Source organism: Frondihabitans sp. PhB161 (genome assembly GCF_003814635.1).
Taxonomy (GTDB): Bacteria; Actinomycetota; Actinomycetes; order Actinomycetales; family Microbacteriaceae; genus Frondihabitans.
The window spans coordinates 385,039-402,763 of record NZ_RKQW01000004.1 but is presented as its reverse complement, the minus strand read 5'-3'; the positions used below and the strand labels follow the sequence as shown (position 1 = coordinate 402,763).

The 17,725-nt window shown below is 68.1% G+C and carries 16 protein-coding genes; 1 reads left to right on the top strand and 15 read right to left on the bottom strand.

Annotation, left to right across the window (positions count from 1 at the left end; all coding sequences use genetic code 11):
• Positions 1-54: 54 nt before the first annotated feature.
• From nusA to EDF39_RS16520, 13 genes are all read right to left on the bottom strand, one after another.
• On the bottom strand, positions 55-1,056 hold the full coding sequence (nusA, locus tag EDF39_RS16580) for a transcription termination factor NusA (RefSeq protein WP_055958477.1): 1,002 nt from the start codon (positions 1,054-1,056) through the stop codon (positions 55-57).
• A 218-nt stretch (positions 1,057-1,274) separates the two neighbouring features.
• On the bottom strand, positions 1,275-3,032 hold the full coding sequence (locus tag EDF39_RS16575; protein WP_123944827.1) for a proline--tRNA ligase: 1,758 nt from the start codon (positions 3,030-3,032) through the stop codon (positions 1,275-1,277).
• A gap of 41 nt (positions 3,033-3,073) precedes the next feature.
• On the bottom strand, positions 3,074-3,979 hold the full coding sequence (locus tag EDF39_RS16570; RefSeq protein ID WP_123944825.1) for a hypothetical protein: 906 nt from the start codon (positions 3,977-3,979) through the stop codon (positions 3,074-3,076).
• Entirely contained in the window at positions 3,976-5,034 is a 1,059-nt protein-coding gene (locus EDF39_RS16565) for a vWA domain-containing protein (RefSeq protein ID WP_123944823.1), read from the bottom strand. The genes EDF39_RS16570 and EDF39_RS16565 overlap by 4 nt, the downstream gene beginning before the upstream one ends.
• On the bottom strand, positions 5,031-6,032 hold the full coding sequence (locus tag EDF39_RS16560; RefSeq protein ID WP_123944821.1) for a VWA domain-containing protein: 1,002 nt from the start codon (positions 6,030-6,032) through the stop codon (positions 5,031-5,033). Before EDF39_RS16560 ends, EDF39_RS16565 begins: the two co-directional genes overlap by 4 nt.
• Positions 6,023-6,499: a hypothetical protein gene (locus tag EDF39_RS16555; protein WP_055958490.1), complete on the bottom strand. Its 477-nt coding sequence runs from the start codon at positions 6,497-6,499 to the stop codon at positions 6,023-6,025. Before EDF39_RS16555 ends, EDF39_RS16560 begins: the two co-directional genes overlap by 10 nt.
• A complete protein-coding gene (locus EDF39_RS16550; protein ID WP_123944819.1) occupies positions 6,486-7,373 on the bottom strand; it encodes a DUF58 domain-containing protein in 888 nt (295 codons plus the stop codon). Before EDF39_RS16550 ends, EDF39_RS16555 begins: the two co-directional genes overlap by 14 nt.
• Positions 7,374-7,377: 4 nt before the next feature.
• Complete coding sequence (locus tag EDF39_RS16545) at positions 7,378-8,424, bottom strand: MoxR family ATPase (protein WP_055961900.1); 1,047 nt, start codon at positions 8,422-8,424, stop codon at positions 7,378-7,380.
• A 41-nt stretch (positions 8,425-8,465) separates the two neighbouring features.
• Complete coding sequence (ispG, locus tag EDF39_RS16540; protein ID WP_194604263.1) at positions 8,466-9,614, bottom strand: flavodoxin-dependent (E)-4-hydroxy-3-methylbut-2-enyl-diphosphate synthase; 1,149 nt, start codon at positions 9,612-9,614, stop codon at positions 8,466-8,468.
• A gap of 63 nt (positions 9,615-9,677) precedes the next feature.
• The gene (locus EDF39_RS16535; protein ID WP_123944817.1) at positions 9,678-11,054 is read right to left on the bottom strand and encodes an RIP metalloprotease; all 1,377 of its coding nucleotides are present in this window, start codon (positions 11,052-11,054) and stop codon (positions 9,678-9,680) included.
• 93 nt (positions 11,055-11,147) lie between these two features.
• A complete protein-coding gene (gene dxr / locus EDF39_RS16530; protein ID WP_123944815.1) occupies positions 11,148-12,227 on the bottom strand; it encodes a 1-deoxy-D-xylulose-5-phosphate reductoisomerase in 1,080 nt (359 codons plus the stop codon).
• A 139-nt stretch (positions 12,228-12,366) separates the two neighbouring features.
• The gene (locus EDF39_RS16525; protein WP_123944813.1) at positions 12,367-13,374 is read right to left on the bottom strand and encodes an FKBP-type peptidyl-prolyl cis-trans isomerase; all 1,008 of its coding nucleotides are present in this window, start codon (positions 13,372-13,374) and stop codon (positions 12,367-12,369) included.
• A 23-nt stretch (positions 13,375-13,397) separates the two neighbouring features.
• Positions 13,398-13,883 (bottom strand): OsmC family protein, encoded by a 486-nt coding sequence (locus tag EDF39_RS16520; protein ID WP_123944811.1) that lies wholly within the window; start codon positions 13,881-13,883, stop codon positions 13,398-13,400.
• A 24-nt stretch (positions 13,884-13,907) separates the two neighbouring features.
• Between EDF39_RS16520 and EDF39_RS16515 the strand changes: the two genes are divergently transcribed.
• Positions 13,908-14,933, top strand: a complete 1,026-nt coding sequence (locus EDF39_RS16515; protein WP_123944809.1) for an asparaginase — start codon at positions 13,908-13,910, stop codon at positions 14,931-14,933.
• 94 nt (positions 14,934-15,027) lie between these two features.
• Here the strand turns inward: EDF39_RS16515 and EDF39_RS16510 are convergent, their stop codons facing one another.
• A complete protein-coding gene (locus tag EDF39_RS16510; protein ID WP_123944807.1) occupies positions 15,028-15,735 on the bottom strand; it encodes a hypothetical protein in 708 nt (235 codons plus the stop codon).
• A 163-nt stretch (positions 15,736-15,898) separates the two neighbouring features.
• Positions 15,899-17,713 (bottom strand): zinc-ribbon domain-containing protein, encoded by a 1,815-nt coding sequence (locus tag EDF39_RS16505; RefSeq protein WP_158613251.1) that lies wholly within the window; start codon positions 17,711-17,713, stop codon positions 15,899-15,901.
• Positions 17,714-17,725 lie beyond the last annotated feature (12 nt).

The window sequence follows — 17,725 nt, the reverse complement described above, 5'->3', positions numbered from 1 at the left end:
GGACGCCACGGGCGAACGAACTCGATTATCTGCAGATCGAATCGGTCGACGGCCTCAGTCTTCGAGGATCGAGTCGGGCTGGATGTCGATGCGGGCACCCGTCAACTTTGCCGCCAGACGGGCGTTCTGCCCCTCCTTGCCGATGGCCAGCGACAGCTGATAGTCGGGTACGAGGGCCCGGACGGCCTTAGTGGCGGCGTCGATCACGAAAGCGCTCGACACCTTGGCGGGCGAAAGAGCGCTGGCGACGAACGTCGGCAGGTCGGGCGAGTAGTCGACGATGTCGATCTTCTCGTTGTTCAGCTCGGCCGTGACCGCGCGCACTCGCTGACCGAGCTCGCCGATGCAGGCACCCTTTGCGTTCACACCGGGCTCTGTCGCACGAACGGCCATCTTGGTGCGATGGCCCGCCTCGCGAGCGAGCGAGACGATCTCGACGACGCCCGACGCGATCTCGGGGACCTCGAGTGCGAAGAGCTTCCGCACCAGCGAGGGGTGGGTGCGAGAGACCGTCACCGACGGACCCTTCAGACCCTTGGAGACGCTGGTCACATACACGCGAATGCGGGTGCCGTGCGCGTAGTTCTCACCGGGCACCTGCTCTTCGGGAGGCAGGATCGCCTCGAATGAGCCGAGGTCGACGTGGATCATCCGCGGGTTCGGCCCCTGCTGGATGACGCCGGCGACGATCTCGCCCTCGCGCCCCTTGAACTGGCCGAGCACCTTGTCGTCGCCGATGTCGCGGAGACGCTGGTTGATGACCTGCTTCGCTGCGAAGGCAGCGATTCGGCCGAAGTCGTCGGGCGTCTCGATCGCCTCTCCGACGACCTCGCCGTTCTCGTCGCGCTCGATCGAGAAGACGGAGACATGACCGGTCTTGCGGTCGAGCTCGACACGGGCGGACGGCGTCGACGGGTGAGAGTCGGCGCCCTCGGACTGGTCTTCGTGCTTGAGGTAGGCCGTGAGGATGGCCTGCTCGATGATCTGCACCAGTTCATCGAAGGGAATCTCGCGTTCGCGCTCCATGAGTCGCAACACGCCAAGGTCGATATCCACTTGGAAAGCCTCCTTTTTAATTGTCGCGAATGTGGCGGTGGCCGATTCGCAGACCTCAGCCTACCGGGTGGGAGGGAGAAGGCCGAACAGCGGGAGTGGAGGGCGGCGGGCATGGCAGATGCCCGGGTTCACGACGCTGAAGGGTCGCTCCGCTCCCTTCGGACTCCCCGAGGAGGAGGGCTCAAAGCGAAGGGTCGCTTCGCTGCCTTCGCCCGAGCCTAGGCGCGGGGCGCAGTCAGCGCGGCGACGGCCTCGGCGATCGGCACCGGCGTGCGCTCGCCCGTGCGGCGATCCCAGAGCTCGACGATGCCCTCACCGGCGCTCCGACCGACCACGACGATCTGCGGGACTCCCAGCAGCTCGGCGTCACCGAACTTGACCCCGGGCGACACCTTCGGACGGTCATCGAAGAGCACGTCGAGTCGAGCGCCCTCGAGCGCCGACACCAGCTCTTCGGCGACCTCGTAGACCACCGCGTCTTTGCCGGTCGCGACGACGTGGACGTCGAACGGTGCGACGTTCTCGGGCCAGATCAGGCCCTTGGCGTCGTTGTTCGACTCGGCGATGATGGCGAGGATCCGCGTCACTCCGATGCCATACGACCCCATCGTGACGGTCACCTGCTTGCCATTCTCGTCGAGCACCTTCAAGCCGAGCGCTTCGGCGTACTTGCGGCCCAACTGGAACACGTGGCCGATCTCCATGCCACGAGCCGTCTCGATCGGGCCGGAGCCATCGGGAGCGGGGTCGCCCTCACGCACCTGGGCGGCCTCGATGACGCCGTCGGCTGCGAAGTCGCGACCCATGACGAGGCCGGAGACGTGCACGCCCTCGGCGTTGGCTCCGGTGACCCAGGCGCTGCCCGAGACGATGCGGGGGTCGACGTAGTAGCGGATCCTGCTCTCGGATTCTGCGCCGAGCACCTGCGGCCCGATGTAGCCCTTAACCAGCACGGGGTTCTTCGCGAAGTCTGCTTCGCCCGCCGCCTCCACCTCGGCCGGTTGGAAGGCAACCTCGAGGCGCTTCATGTCGACATCGCGATCACCGGGAAGCCCGACGGCAACGATCTCACGGGTGCCGTCGAGGTGCGTCAGGGCCACGATGACGTTTTTGAGGGTGTCGGATGCCGACCACTCCCCCGTCGCCCGCGGGTGGGCAGTGTTCATGTGGGCGACGAGCGTCGCGATCGTCGGAGTGTCGTGCGGCTCGAGCTCGGTCGCGGGTGCGAGACCCTCGATGGGAATGCTGTCGGGGACGATCGTCGTGAAGGCCTCGACGTTGGCCGCGTAGCCGCCCGCCGAACGGACGAACGTGTCTTCGCCGACAGGGGTCGGGTGCAGGAACTCCTCGCTGCGGGAACCGCCCATGGCACCGGCATCGGCCTTGACGATGACGTACTCGAGCCCGAGGCGCGCGAAGATCCGCTCGTAGGCGTCGCGCTGCTTCTGGTAGCTCGCGTCAAGACCGGCATCCGACGCATCGAACGAGTAGGCGTCTTTCATCGTGAACTCGCGGCCGCGCAGGAGACCGGCGCGGGGGCGTGCCTCGTCGCGATACTTGTCTTGGATCTGGAACAACGTCAGGGGCAGGTCTTTGTACGACGAGTAGAGGTCTTTGACGAGGAGCGTGAACGCCTCTTCGTGCGTCGGCGCCAGCAGCAGGTCGGCGTCTTTGCGGTCTTTCAGACGGAACATGCCCTCGCCGTACTCCGACCACCGGCCGGTAGCCTCGTAGGGCTCACGGGGCAGGAGGGCGGGAAAGTGCACCTCTTGAGCGCCGGCGGCCTGCATCTCGTCGCGGATGATGGCCTCGATTTTCGCCTTCACCTTGAGACCGAGCGGCAGCCACGCGAAGATGCCCGGGGCCTGTCGGCGGATGTAGCCGGCGCGCACGAGCAGGCGGTGGCTGGTCACCTCGGCGTCGGAGGGATCTTCACGAAGCGTGCGGACGAAGAGCTGAGAAAGACGAGTGGTCACGCGCCAAGCCTAGCGAGGCCGAGACCGGGCCATCGCGCCCGCTACCAGGGCTTGCCGGAGTAATCGCCGTCGTTCTGGTCGAATTGCCGGTTGCGATCGTTGTTCTCCTGCTGCTGCTTTTGGGCGTCGCCGTTCTGCTGCTGCAACTGGTCGAGCGGGTCTTTGCCGGTGCTACCAGACGAGCCGTCGCCGTCTTGGCTGTCGCCCTGACCGGAACCGTTGGACCCTGACCCGGAGTCACCTTGGCCGTTCTGGTCGCCCTGCCCCTGGTCACCCTGGTTCGAGCCGCCCTGCCCTTGGCCGCCGTCTTCTCCGCCGGAGCCCTGCTGCTTCTGCTGAAGGCGCGCCTTCTCGTCGTCGAGCGGCTTCTTGGTGGGAGGGGTTCCGGCTCCGTCGGAGTTGTCGAAGCAGCCGTCGGGCGAAGCGTCGATTAGTGCGAGGGCCTCGGTGTAGAACTTCGCCGAGCTCGTCTGGTCGCCGTCGAGGCGCGCGCTGTCGCCCTGTTGCTCGACGACGAGCGCGAGGTTGGTACGGATCTTGCAGACCGCCCGGACGTTCGCGACCGGCACCAGCTGCAGAGCCCGCTCGAACTCACCACGGGCATCGACGATCACACCGACCCCGGCGAGCCCGGTGCCGCGCTCGAAGTGGCGTACCCACGGCTCGATGACGTTGACGGGAGCGAGGCCGTCGCTGATGGTCGTGGTCTGCTCGTAGGCACCGCGATCGTACGTCGCCTGAGAGAGCGCGGCCAAGGTGGGCAGGCTGAGCAGCTTGAGTGCCACCAGCACGATCAGAACCACGGGAACGAGCGACCACCAGAGGAGTCGACGGCGATACCGCCGACGGTAGGCGGCGAGGTCGGCCGGAACCTGCGGCTCCGAGACGTCGTCGATGCCGTCGGGCGGCGGGGGCGGTGCGACCTGCGGCAGAAGTGTCGTGCTCATCGGCGAACACCTCCGGCCGGTCGCGTTCTCGACTGGGCGCGACTGCCGACGCGGGCCGGGCGGATGTCGCCGAGAGCGCGGGTGACGACGGCGATCTCGACGAAGAGGAGGAGGAAGAGAGGAATGGCGAGGATCCAGTACAGGTCGCGGGTGTTCTCCGTGCGTCCCGCAGAACTCACCACGTGGCCCTTCTTCTCGTCGTCGACGACGGAGGCGAGCGATGCACCCGACTCGCGGTGCAGATAGGGCACGCCAAGCTGGGAGGCGATGGCTTCGAGGTTGGGCTGGTCGATCTTCGAGACCGCATCGGGCGAACCGGCTGCGGTCCGGTCTTGGATGTACCCCTTCTGCGAGTACTGGTCTCCGTAGCCGTCGAACACCTTCATGCGGCCACCGGCCGCCGTGCCGTACCCGAGTACTCCCCCGCCGTCGGTGGCGTTGCGCGCCGAAGCGAACGAACCGGGTGCCGCCTCGACCGTCTGCTCGCCGTCGCCGAGGTAGTAGACGACGTTCGCGCGTCGGGGGTCGCTCTTGTGAGCGGCCTCGAGCTTTTCGGTCAACAGCGACGACGCCTCTGAGATGGTGCTCCCGTGCGAATAGGTCGTGATCTCCTGTCGCATCGCCTTCACCGTCGAGACGACGGCGGAGGAATCGTCGGTGAGGGGCACGCGCTGCAGGGCGTCGGAGTCGAAGGTGATCAGCGAGAAACGGGCCCCCGCGAGCTCGCCCGTGAGAGCCTCGATGTCGCCCCGCATCCCGTCGAGGCGCGGCTTGGAGCCGTTCCAGTCTTCGGCTGCCGAACTCGACGTGGTGTCGACGACGAAGAACACGTTCAACTCGGCCACCGAGGCCTGCGAGGTGCCGCCCGGGATTCCGGGGCGTGCGGCGATGACCATCAGAAGCGCCACGACCACCCCGCGACGGACCCAGGCGAGCGCCAGACGGCGACTTGACCGCTCGGCGACGATGCGCCAGGCGACGAAACCGAGGAGGACCACGGCAGCGATGACGAGCACTGGAAAGGGAAGCACGGGCTTGAAGACGAGGAAGTTCACAGGCGCACCCTCCAGAGCAACCCCAGCGCACCGATCACAAGCAGTAGAGCGGCGATGGCGAAGGGCGCCGGGTGATCCGCGATGACGAGACGCTTGGCACCCGTGAAGAGCCCGGCCTCCTGTGCGCCGATCTTCTGGACGATCGACGGGACCGTGTCGCTCGACGACAGCCCGTAGAAGCCACCCCCGGTGGAATCGACCGCTGTCTTGAGCTCGGTGGCGACCTTGTCGGGCGAGCCGTCGGCCGAGTAGTCGACCGGATCGATCGCGTAGACGCGCACGTCACGCTTCTTGGCGAGGGCGGCACCCTGCGTGAGCGTCAGGATCGGGCTTCCGTTGACGTAGTTGTCGGTGGCCAGCACGATCGACTTCGGGCGCTTGCCCGAGTCGTCGCCGTCGAACCCCAGTACGCACGACGCGAGACCGTCTCCGATCAGCGAGGCGCCCTGGCCGAGGTCGGTGCCCGTCCAGTAGCGAAGTCCGCTCTCCCCCTGCGACCGGAACGAGTCGCGGTAGCTCGTGAGCTGGCTGCGCACGTAGTCGTAGTCGTCGGTGAGCGGAAAGACCTGCACGGCCGAACTGTCGAAGACCGTCAACCCGATCCGCTCGCCGTCGAGCCCCTTGGCGAGCGTGGCGAAGGTGTCGACGATGCGCGCGTCGACGTCGGTCATCGAGCCGGACACGTCGAGGCAGAGCATGATGTCGCGCTTGTACGACTGAGGCTCGACGACGTCGCGACTGGCCACGCGGGAGGAGAGCAGCACTCCCGCACCGGAGGCGACGACCACCACGACGAGCAGGGCGGACAGGAGCGCTCGGTACCGACGGAGGACGCGGCGGTACTCCGGCAGCTCGGTGAGCCGCTCGCTGTGAGCGACGGGGGTTCCGTCGCGGTGGAGCCGCTCGCGAGTGCGGCGGCGCCAGCGGACGTAGACGAAGGCGCCGACAATGGCGGCACCGATGGCCGCGAGGGGCATCCACCAGAAGATCAGCTCCACGAGTGCACCACCTGACGCGCCTCGGCGATCGCGGCATCGGGATCTCCCGGGTGCTGCTTCTGGAAGGCGGGCGGGTAATAACGCTCCACTGCGCGAGTCACCGACGGCAACGGCGTGCGACGGAGGTCGTCGAGCGTCATGACCTGCGCGTCAACCCCGGCCGCCTCGGAGGCGAAGAAGCGGAGCAGCAGGCTGAGGCGGCTGTGCACGGCACGCTCGTCGAGACGCCCTGCAGAGGACTCCGACCCGACCTCGTCGATCATGGCGGAGTACTTCCGTTGGAGTTCATGGAGATCGACCCGAGGTGCCGGGCCCTCGACAACCGGCCGAGGGACTCTCGTCGCAGAGAAGCGCACGACGAAGACGTACCAGGCGGCGACGAGCGCCAGGAGGAGGACTCCGACGACGAGATAGAGCACCCAGCGGTCGTACTGGGTGGGGCCGAAGAAGCCCCTATCGCCCAGCACGGCGCTGCTTCTCGAGAAGGGTGAACAGGCCGGCGACAACCTCGCCCTGTGATGCGACGCGGTGGCTCGTGACGCCCAGCTGACGCAACTCGTGCTCGGTCGCCTCGACGGTCGTGGCCGCCGTCTGCTCGAAGAGGACCTGGAGCGATCGATTGGAGCGCACGTACGCCGGAAGCGCCGCCACCTCCTGCACGTCGTAGACCGGCGCGCCCATGGTCGCGCGGCGCATGAGGTCGGCATCCCCGATCGTCAGCCAGAGGAGTTCGTGGCGGACGCGGAGCCGACGCAGTGCGGAAACGTGCTCGTCGGTGAGTCGCCCGTCGTCGGTGACGATGAGGATCATCGAACGGGTGGTCAGTCGGCGAGCAACGTGCTCGAGCAGCCCCAGGACGTCGCTGTGGGGAGCATCGAGAGTGATGCGCTCGTCGACGACGCGCAGGAGGCGCTCGAGATGCTCGTCTTTCTGGCCGGACGGAAAACTTTGGACGCCGCTCTCGTCGCCGACCACGAGCGAGACGACGTCGCCGTGACCGGTGGCGATCGACGCCAGAGCGCCCGCCGCCATGATGGCGATATCTTTTTTCGCTTCCCCGCTCTCGGCGGTGGCCGCCATGTTGCGGCCGGTGTCGACAACGAGCACCAGGCTGTGCCGACGCGACGCGATGTAGCGCTTGACGAGGGGCTCGCCGTGTCGCGCGGTCGCCTTCCAGTCGATGTCTTTCACCTCGTCGCCGGGGACGTAGGCGCGCAGATCGTCGAAGTCGTGGCTTCGACCCCGGTGAACCGACGCGTAGCCGCCCTCGAGCAGGTCGAGGGTTTTGCGAGTCGCGAAGAGGCTCATCTTCGTCTTCACCCGGAACAGGAGGCCCGCCATGAAGCTACGGCGTCTGAACGGCGCCGAAGATGGCGTCGATGATCGTCTCGGGGCGCACCTCGTCAGCTGCGGCTTCGTAGCCGAGGATCAACCGGTGCCGGAGAACGGAGTGCCGCAGATGCTTGACGTCTTCGGGGATGACGTAGTCACGCCCATTCAGGATCGCAAGGGCACGGGCGGCCCGGGTGAACGCAATGCTGGCGCGGGGGCTCGCCCCGAACTGCACGTAGTCGGCCATCGTTCCGGGGATGTAGCCCTGCGGATGCCGGGTGACGTAGATGACCTGGACGATGTAGTTGACGATCGACTGGTCGATGTAGACGCGCTTGGCGACGTCTTGCAAGAACGTCACGTCGTCGAGGTGGACACCCGTCGACTCGGCCGCCGAGTTGTCGTCGTACACGCCCGTCTCGATCCGACGGATGACCTCGGCCTCTTCGGCCGGCGACGGGTAGTCGAGGATCTCTTTCAGAAGGAACCGGTCGAGCTGTGCCTCGGGCAGCTGGTACGTGCCCTCCTGCTCGATGGGGTTCTGCGTCGCGAGCACCAGGAACGGTTTGGGGAGCTTGTAGACCGTGCCGCCGATCGACGTCTGCTGCTCTTGCATGGCCTCGAGCATGGCGCTCTGCGTCTTGGCACTCGACCGGTTGATCTCGTCGAGCAGCACGAAGTTGGAGTGCACGGGGCCGAGCTGGGTCACGAACGTCGACGACTGGGCGTCGTAGATCTGTGTGCCCGTGATGTCGCTGGGGAGCAGGTCGGGGGTGCACTGGATTCGCCGGAAGCTCGCGTCGACCGCCTGCGCCAGTGTCTGGGCGGCGGTGGTCTTGGCAAGGCCGGGCACACTCTCGAGGAGGACGTGACCACCCGTGATCAACGCGATCAGAAGCGACTCGCGAAGACCCTCTTGCCCGACGACCTTGGCCGCGAACGCCTTCGACACCCGGGCGACGACCTCACCCGCGCGCTCGAGCTCGGCAGCGCTGACGGGGGCTGCATCGGCAGCCGTGACAGGAGCAGCCGTGACAGGAGCAGCGTCGGTAGCAGTCACCCCGTCGGCCGGAGACTCGGGAGTGGTCGTCGCGGCGTCGGTCACGCGGTGATGACCTCCGGCGAGCCGAGCTCACCCGGGGGCATCTCGGCGGCGAGACGGTTGGCCTCGCGGATGAGCGTCTCGACGATCTGGTCTTCAGGGACGGTCGCGATGACCTCGCCCTTGACGAAGATCTGGCCCTTGCCGTTGCCCGAAGCCACACCGAGGTCGGCGTCGCGCGCCTCGCCCGGACCGTTGACGACGCAGCCCATGACGGCGACGCGGAGCGGCACGGTCATGCCCTCGAGGCCATCGGTGACGTCGTTGGCGAGCTTGTAGACGTCGACCTGAGCGCGACCGCAGCTGGGGCAGCTGACGATCTCGAGCTTGCGCTCGCGCAGGTTGAGCGACTGGAGGATCTGCAGACCGACCTTGACCTCTTCGGCGGGCGGAGCGCTGAGCGAGACACGGATGGTGTCGCCGATGCCCTCCGAGAGGAGGATGCCGAAGGCGGTCGCGCTCTTGATGGTGCCCTGGAACGACGGGCCGGCCTCGGTGACACCGAGGTGAAGCGGCCAGTCGCCTCGCTCGGCGAGCAGGCGGTAGGCCTTGACCATGACGATGGGGTCGTTGTGCTTCACCGAGATCTTGAAGTCGTGGAAGTCGTGCTCTTCGAAGAGACTTGCCTCCCACACAGCGCTCTCGACAAGCGCCTCGGGGGTCGCGCGACCGTATTTCTGCATGAGGCTCGGCTCGAGCGAACCGGCGTTGACGCCGATGCGGATCGAGACGCCCGCGGCCTTGGCGGCGGCGGCGATCTTGCCGACCTGATCGTCGAACTTGCGGATGTTGCCCGGGTTGACGCGAACTGCGGCGCACCCGGCGTCGATCGCCGCATAGACATAGTTGGGTTGGAAGTGGATGTCGGCGATCACCGGGATGTTGCTCTTCTTCGCGATGATCGGCAGCGCTTCGGCGTCGTCACGGCTCGGCACGGCGACACGCACGATGTCGCACCCGGAGGCCGTCAGCTCGGCGATCTGCTGGAGCGTCGCGTTGATGTTCGTCGTCGGGGTCGTACACATCGACTGGACGCTGACGGGGGCGCCGCCACCGACGAGCACCTTGCCGACCTTGATCTGACGCGTCTTACGACGCGGGGCAAGGGTTTCGGGGATTTTGGGCATTCCGAGATTGACTGCAGGCACGTTTCACATCGTAAGCCCGACGCCCGACAATCGGCTCGACGGCGAGGCCGGTCTCTCGAACGCTCAGCCGATCGAGATCGGGTTGACGATGTCGGCGTAGAAGAGCAGCAGGCTCATGGCACCGAGGATGGCGACCACGGCGAAGGTCAGGGGGATCACCTTGGCCGTATCGACGGGCCCCGGATCCTTGCGTCCGAAGAGCTTCGCGAAGAAGCGACGCACGCCCTCGATGATGGCTCCCGCGACATGGCCGCCGTCGAGCGGCATGAGCGGAATAAGGTTGAAGACGAAGAGCGCGACGTTCAGCGAGGAGAGCAGACCCACCAGCACACTGGCGCGGTCGAGCACGGGCACCGAGTTTAGGCTCGCCACGTCGCCGGCCATGCGGCCGACGCCCACGACGCTGACCGGGCCGTTGGGGTCGCGCTCTCCGCCGCCGAAGGCCGCCTGCGCCACTCCGATCAGGCGCTGCGGCAGGTTCAGAATCAGGTGGCCGACATTGGCGATGTTGCTGCCGACAGCCGGCAGCACGGCCGACACGGGCGACTGCTGCCGCTCGTAGACCGAGCCGATGCCGACGAACCCGACCTCCTCGGTCTCTTTCGCCCCCGACGAGTCGGTGACGTAGTTGCCGTTCGCGTCGGTCACGTAGCGCTTCGTCAGCAGCGGGGTGATCTCGAGCGTCTCCCGTGCGCCGTCGCGAAGCACGACCATGTCGACCGCCTGGCCCGACGACTTCTGGATGATCGACGTCGACTGATCCCAACTCGAGACGGTCGTGCCGTCGATGCTCAGGATCCGGTCGCCCGCTCGAATGCCAGCCGCGGCCCCGGGCGACTGGGTTGCACCCGCGGGGCACGTCGTCTCGGTCGACCCCGCTGGCAGCACGCACGCCGAGACCGAGCCCACCGTGGTCGTCGGCTGCTGCGTGCCGATGCCGCAGAGCACGACGGCGAACAGAACGATGGCGATGAGCAGGTTCATGACGGGCCCGCCGAGCATGATGACGATTCGCTTCGGCACGGCGAGCCGGTAGAAGGTGCGCTGCTCCTCCCCCTCGTCGACGGTCTCGGCGCTGGCCGTGCGGGCGTCCTGCACGAGGGTCTGGAACACGCCGGTCGTGGCGGTGCGACCCGCCGCGACCCGATGCTGCTCACCCGGTGCGCCGAGGGCGTCTTCCGCGACCTCGGCGGTCCTCTGCGGTGGGAACATGCCCGACATCGAGATGTAGCCGCCGAGGGGGATCGCCTTGACCCCGTACTCGGTTTCGCCCTTTGTGCGCGAGAAGATCGTCGGCCCGAAGCCGATCATGTACTGGCCCACCTTCACGCCAAACGCCTTCGCCGGAATGAGGTGGCCGATCTCGTGCAGGCCGATCGACACGATGAGGCCGACGACGACGATCAGGATGCCGACGATATAGAGCAGGACTGTTTCCACGTAGGGCACAGTACGGGACGGAAGGCATGAACGAGCCGCAAGGTCGCTGTGCCTCGCGGCGGGTCGGCGGATCCTTCGGTCTCTGGACCCGAGCTAGCGGGAGCCGAGGATCCGGTCCGCCGCCGCACGAGCCCAGCGCTCGGCATCGAGCACACCCTCGAGCGTCAGCTCCGCCGGCTCGTGCAGGTCGACCACTGCCCTGATGGTGTCGAGGATGTCGAGGTAGCCGATGCGACCGGCGTGGAAGGCGAGCACGGCCTGCTCGTTGGCGGCGTTGAAGACGGCCGGGAATGTCGCCCCGGCACGGCCGACCTGTTTGGCCAGATCGACCGAGGGGAACGCGACGGAGTCGAGGGGCGCAAACGTCCACTCCGAGGCGGTCGTCCAGTCGAGGGGCCTGCCGACGCCCGGCACGCGGTCGGGCCAGGCCATGCCGAGAGCGATCGGCAGGCGCATGTCGGGCGGCGACGCCTGGGCGATCGTGGAGCCGTCGACGAACTCGACCATCGAGTGGACGATCGATTGCGGATGCACCGTGACGTCGATCCGGTCGTAGTCGATGTCGAACAGCAGATGCGCCTCGATCACCTCGAGACCCTTGTTGACGAGGGTGGACGAGTTGGTGGTGACGACGAGGCCCATGTCCCAGGTGGGGTGAGCGAGGGCTTCTCGCGGTGTGACGTCTTTGAGCTGGTCGCGGGTCCGCCCGCGGAACGGGCCGCCCGACGCCGTCAAGACCAGGCGGCGGACCTCCTGCTGCGTGCCCGAACGGAGTGCCTGTGCGATCGCGGAGTGCTCGGAGTCGACGGGAATGAGCTGACCGGGTGACGCCTTCGCCTTGACGAGGTCGCCGCCGACGATGAGGCTCTCCTTGTTCGCCAGGGCGAGAGTCGCCCCCGATTCGAGGGCGGCCAGGGTCGGACCGAGCCCTACCGAGCCCGTGATGCCGTTCAGCACGACGTCGGTCTCGACGTCGTGGACGAGAGCCACCGACTCGTCGGTGCCGAGAGCCGTGTGCTCGACGCCGAACTTCGCCGCCTGCTCGGCCAGCAGTTCGGCGTTCGTGCCGGCGGAGAGACCGACGATTTCGAACAGGTGCGGGTTGGCTTCGATGACTTCGAGGGCCTGGACCCCGATGGAGCCGGTGGATCCGAGAACGGTAACGCGTCGCATGCAGTCAGCCTATTGCGGGCGGCTGATCGGCCCCGTCTTTGGGTCTTGGCCCCGTCTTTCGGTCTCTGCACCGTCATTGGGCGGTGTTCGCGTCGGAAACCGGTGTCGAGAAATCCGTCTGGCCCTCAGGCCGAGGTGATCAGCCCTGCGCGAGGATGTCGACCACGAAGACGAGCGTGTCGGTTCCCTTGATGCCGGCGGTCGTGTTGCCGGCCGAGCCGTAGCCCTCGCTCGGCGGCACGATCACGACGACCTGCGATCCGATCGTCTGACCGACGATGGCTTTCTTGAAACCGGCGACCACCTTGTCGGTAGAGAACGAGGTGGGCCCGCTCCCCCAGCTCTGGTCGAACACCTCGCCGGTGCGCCAGAGCGTGCCCTGGTACTGCACGGTGACCGTCGCGCCGCTCTTCACGGTGGCGCCGTCGCCCTTCTTGAGCACCTCGAGTTTGAGCGACTTCGGCGCCGTCGTCTTGGGAATCGTGACCGTCGGCTTGCCGTCGGCCGCCAGCTTCACGGCCGGGAATCCGCTCTTCGGCGCCACGGTCGTGCCGGTCGCCTTCGTCGGCACCTTGGACAGGATGTCCATCACGATGACCATGTCGTCGCCGGCAGCGACACCGAGCGACTCGTTGCCGGTCGTGCCGAACATGTCGGCCGAGTCGGCGACCGTCACAGTGCGGGAGCCGACCTGGGCGCAGTGCATCCCATCGACGAGGCCCGCGAGGTAGAGGTCTTTCGAGACCGTGAACTGGGTGGCCGCGGAGCCCGAATAGCCGGCGGTCGAGATCTTCTTGCCGGTCTCGGCGTCGTAGATGGTGAAGGCGACGTCGAGGAGGGTGCCGCTGAGGGCCTTCTCGCCGGATCCTTCGATCACGGTCGACCGCTGGGTCGACGTGACCGACAGGCCCTTGTCGAACTTCACGGTGGGAGCGGCGTCGAGCTTCCCGGTGACCTTTACCGACTTCGACGCAGTACCCGCGGAGGGCGACGCGCACGACGACTGGGTCTCGGCGGCGGCGGTCGACGAGGGGTTCGGGGTCGACGTCGAGGTGGCAGAGGTGCTCGGGGATCCTGAGCAGCCGGCCAGAGCGACGGCGACAGCGGGAACGAGAGCGAGAGCGGCGAAAGCGGAGAGTCTGGGCATCGCCAGCCAGTGTCGCTGAGCTTTCAGGCGGGAAGCTGAGCGTTCGCCACGACGACGGTGGGTTCGTGGCGCACCGGGAAGTTCATCGAGGCGGCGATGAAGCACTTGGCCGACGCCTCCCGGTGCGCCTCTCGCGCCCGCTCGACCATCGACTCGTCGGCCACCGTGACCGTCGGATGCAGCACGACCTCGGTGAAGTGCCCGCCCCCGTCGGACGTCTGCACCATCGTGCCGGTGGCGTCGTCGACGTAGCCGGTGACGACGACGTCGACCGTCGTGCACACCCAGAGGTAGCTCAGCAGGTGGCACTGCGACAGGGCGCCGAGAAGCATCTCTTCGGGGTTCCAGCGATCGACGTCGCCGCGGAACGGCTTGTCGGCCGACCCGAGGATCTCGGGCTTGCCCGTCACGGTCAGCGTGTGATCGCGCCCGTACGAGCGGTAGTCGCGGGTTCCCTCGCCGCGATTGCCCGTCCAGACGGTGTGCAGCGCGTAGGTGTGGTCGATCATGCCGTCAAAGTTACACTCGGCCTCATGAGTCACGAGCACCAGGATCCGAAGCCCGCCACGTCGCGTCATCCGCTGGAGGTGTCGGGAAGCGTGGAGCTCGCGGTACTCGAGCGCTCCGGTATGGCCGAGAGTCGCCACATCGGCGCCGCCGCCGTGGTCGACTCGTCAGGGCGGATCGTGCGAACGCTCGGTGATGCCGCCGCCTCGATCTATCCGCGCTCGTGCCTCAAACCTTTTCAAGCTCTCGCCGTGCTGCGGTCGGGCGTGCGACTGGAGGGGCCGGAGGCGGTGCTTTCGACCGCCAGCCATGCCGGGACCCCGCGTCACCAGGCCGTCGTCGAGGGCATGCTGGCCCGGATCGGTGCTACCGAAGACGACCTGCTGTGCCCGCCCGACTGGCCGTATGATCGCGACACCGCCCGGACGGCGAGCGACAAGCGACGCATCTTCATGAACTGCAGTGGCAAGCACGCGGGCTTTCTTCTCGCCTGTGCCGAGAACGGCTGGGACCCGCGCTCGTACGACGACCTCGACCACCCGCTGCAGGTGGCTGCCCGAGAGACGGTCGCCGACTATCTCGGCGAGACGGTCGATCACGCCGGTGTCGACGGCTGCGGTGCACCCGTGTTCGCGGCGACGCTGACTGGGCTCGCGGGGGCCGTGGCTCGTCTGGTGCGGTCGGCCGACACCGACGACGACCCTCTGGCCGGCCACCTGGTTCGCGCCGTGTTCGACGACGCCTGGGCCCTCGACGGCGAAGGCCGCGCGAACACCGTCACGATCGACGAGACCGGCCTGTTCGCGAAGCTGGGTGCCGAGGGAGTCATGATCATGGGAAGCCGTGAGGGACTGGCCGTCGCCGTGAAAGTGCTCGACGGCAACCTCCGGGCCGGGACACTCGCAGGACTGAGCTTGCTCGAAGCCGAAGGGGCCGTCGCATCGGACGCCGTCGATCGCGTGCTCGACCAGACGCTGGAGCGCGTGACCGGCGGCGGCGTCGTGGTCGGCGGGATTCGGGCCGGCGCGGCGCTTGCGGGGCTGCGCGGCTGATTCGCGCGGCTGAATTGCGGGGCCGTGCGGCTGAGTTGCGGGGCTGCGCGACTGACGCCCGAGGCCGATTTGCGCGGTGATCTGCGGGGCTGCGTCACGCGGTGCTCCCGAGGCGTGACCGGTCGGGGCGAACTGGTCGGTCGGCCGGGGGCTGTACGACGGCCCCGAGCTCAAGGGCGGTCCAGGCGCCACCGCACTCCCCCGCTGCACGCACGCAGGCGATGCCGTCGGGCCCGACCCAGACATCCACCGTCTCCGGCGGCACAGCCAGACCGAGAGCTGCCACCGGCGGTGAGACCTCGACGAGAGTCTCGGCCCCGAGCCGGACCACGGACGAAAGCAGCGCACTGAGTGCCGGAGGGGCGAACAGGCGCACTCGCGTCGCTGACGCAATGAGAGGGGCCCTCTCAAGGATCCGCGGAGCCGCCTCACCCCCGACCTGCACCGCGCTCACGACCGCTCCCGATCCCACGACTACGCTCCTCGCCCGAGGAGGATCGCAGCCCCGAACGAGCCCAGCGAGCTCCTCGGCCATCGCCTCGTCAAGACGCCTCTCGAAGTCGAGCCGCGCTGCGGCACTCCCGTCGCGTCGACGCCGCTCTCGCAGCGCCGTGCGAACGAGTACCTCCGCGACGGCGGCGAGTGCGACCACGCCCATGCCGACCGCGAGCATCGGCGTCGGAGGCGAGAGCGCCAGAGTGACTGCAACGAGGAGGCCTAGGGCCGCGGAAGCGACGATGGGAAAGGACGGCGCCGGAGCACCCGGCGGAGGCTGCGGTGCGGTGAGGTGGACGTGGCTCATACGTCGAGTCAAGCCGTCGCGACACCTCGGCAGACGTGGATGCGGGGATTTGTGGTGAGACGGTCTCGGATCCTCGTCTGTGGAGACGAGGTGACGCCCGGCGACTCGGGCCCACGCTCAGAAAGTCGTGATCGCGTGCAGCGAGTCGCGCTCGCAGCCCGTCTCAGCTCACGATGAAGAACTGCTCGCCGATTTCGACCCGCGTTCCCCGGGGCACGCGAACCCGCTTGCCCGGCTCGGCCCGGCGGACCTCCTGCGACGGTGCCTTCACGATCGTGCCGTTGCCCGACCAGCGGTCGGCGACCCACAGGTGGCCGTCGTCCTGGCCGAATTCGAGGTGCGTTTTCGACACCGATCGGCCGGGGTCGAGGATCCGAACGAGCAGCTCGATCGCCTCGCCCGGCTGCGGCGTCGGCGCTCGTCCGACGAGGCCGCTTCCCTGAACGGTGAAACTCTCGCCCGTCGAGAACTGGAGGATGAAGGACTCCCCCACCTCGCGACGCGGCACGATGCGAGTGCTCTCGACGTCGTCGGCCGGCGCACCGAGGGTCACGGCCCAGGGCGCGGCCGACGGCGAGGGCTGCGGCGCGGGGGCGACGGTCGGCACTGCCGATTGCGCCGCGCGGCTCGCCGCAGGGGCCTCGGGTTCGGCTGCTCGCACAGGGGGTTGCGGGGGGCTGACGGGCCGATCGACCAGGGCCTCGGGCACGTCGCCGACGCGGACAGGAGGCACCTCCGGCGACGAGGCGGGCGGTGTGCGGCGCGCGGCCGTCGGAGCAGAGTGCGTGGGAGTTCCCGCGTGCCGGATCGGCTCGACGGGGGCGGCAGTAGGAACAGAGGGATCGGACGCGGGTTGCGAGGGCGCAGCTGACGACGACGACCACAACTGCGGCGCTTCGCTCGGCTGTCGACGACCGAAGAGGCGTCGTCGCTTGGGCGCGGGAACAGGATCAGGCACGAAAGGCGGAGACACCTCGACCGGCGACGGCAGGGGCGTCGGGGTCAGCGGAGCCGACCGGGGGGCCGGAGGGGCCTCGTGCGTCTCACCCGGCTGCGGGCGTCCCGGCTGAGCGCCTTCTGGCAGGGGGCGTTCCGACGGGGTCCGTCCACTCGATGGTGCCGCAGCAGTGCCGGTGATCGGCACGATGGGCCCGGTGAAGGAGGCGGCTACAGACTGGACCACGGCCCCGCACTCGCCACAGAAGATATCGCCCTGGTGCAGGGGTGCGCCGCAGTCCGAGCACACGGCGCCGGCCGATTCGCGCGCTGTTGTCGGCGCAACGAGCGGGGCGATCACGTTGGTATCGCCCTCGACGGCAGCCACGTCAACGCCGGGCGGAGCGGCAATGGGCTCAGGATCCGACGACTCATCCTCGAGCACCGGCTCGACCGCCACCGCAGGTGCGACGTCGGCGACCTCGACCTCGTCGTCGTCATCGTCGGCGGGCAATTCCACGGCGGCCGCGTGATCGACCACCTCAGGAGCGTCGGCGGTCTGCGCGGCAGCGGGGAGCGAGCCGGGGACGTCGGCTTCGTCGATCGAGTCGTGCGTGGTCGGGGTGGGGCGGGCATCCACTTTGACCGCGGGGTCAACCGTGATCGGAGTCACCGACGCCGTCCACAGCGGCCCGGACGCCGGACGCACCGTGCCCGTGTCGGGGCGCCGGGGCGTCTCGTCGTCTCCGGACTCGCTGTCCTCAAGAGCGCTGCCTTCGGGTGCGCCGTCTTCGCGCACGCCGTCTTCAGGCGCACCGTCTCCGCGCTCGCCGTCGAGCCACCAGGGTGTGCCGGCCGGAACAGCGGTGGCCTGGGGCTCCTGCAACACCCAGGGGCGGCGCGGCGGTGCCGCCACCGGTGCCTGCTCGACCGGAGCCTCGGCACGGAATGCAGCCCAGTCGGCCGCGGTGATGGCACGACCGCACTGGCCGCAGAACATGGCTCCGTCGGGCAGCGGGCTCGAGCAGGTGGGGCAACGCATGTGTGGTGAGTG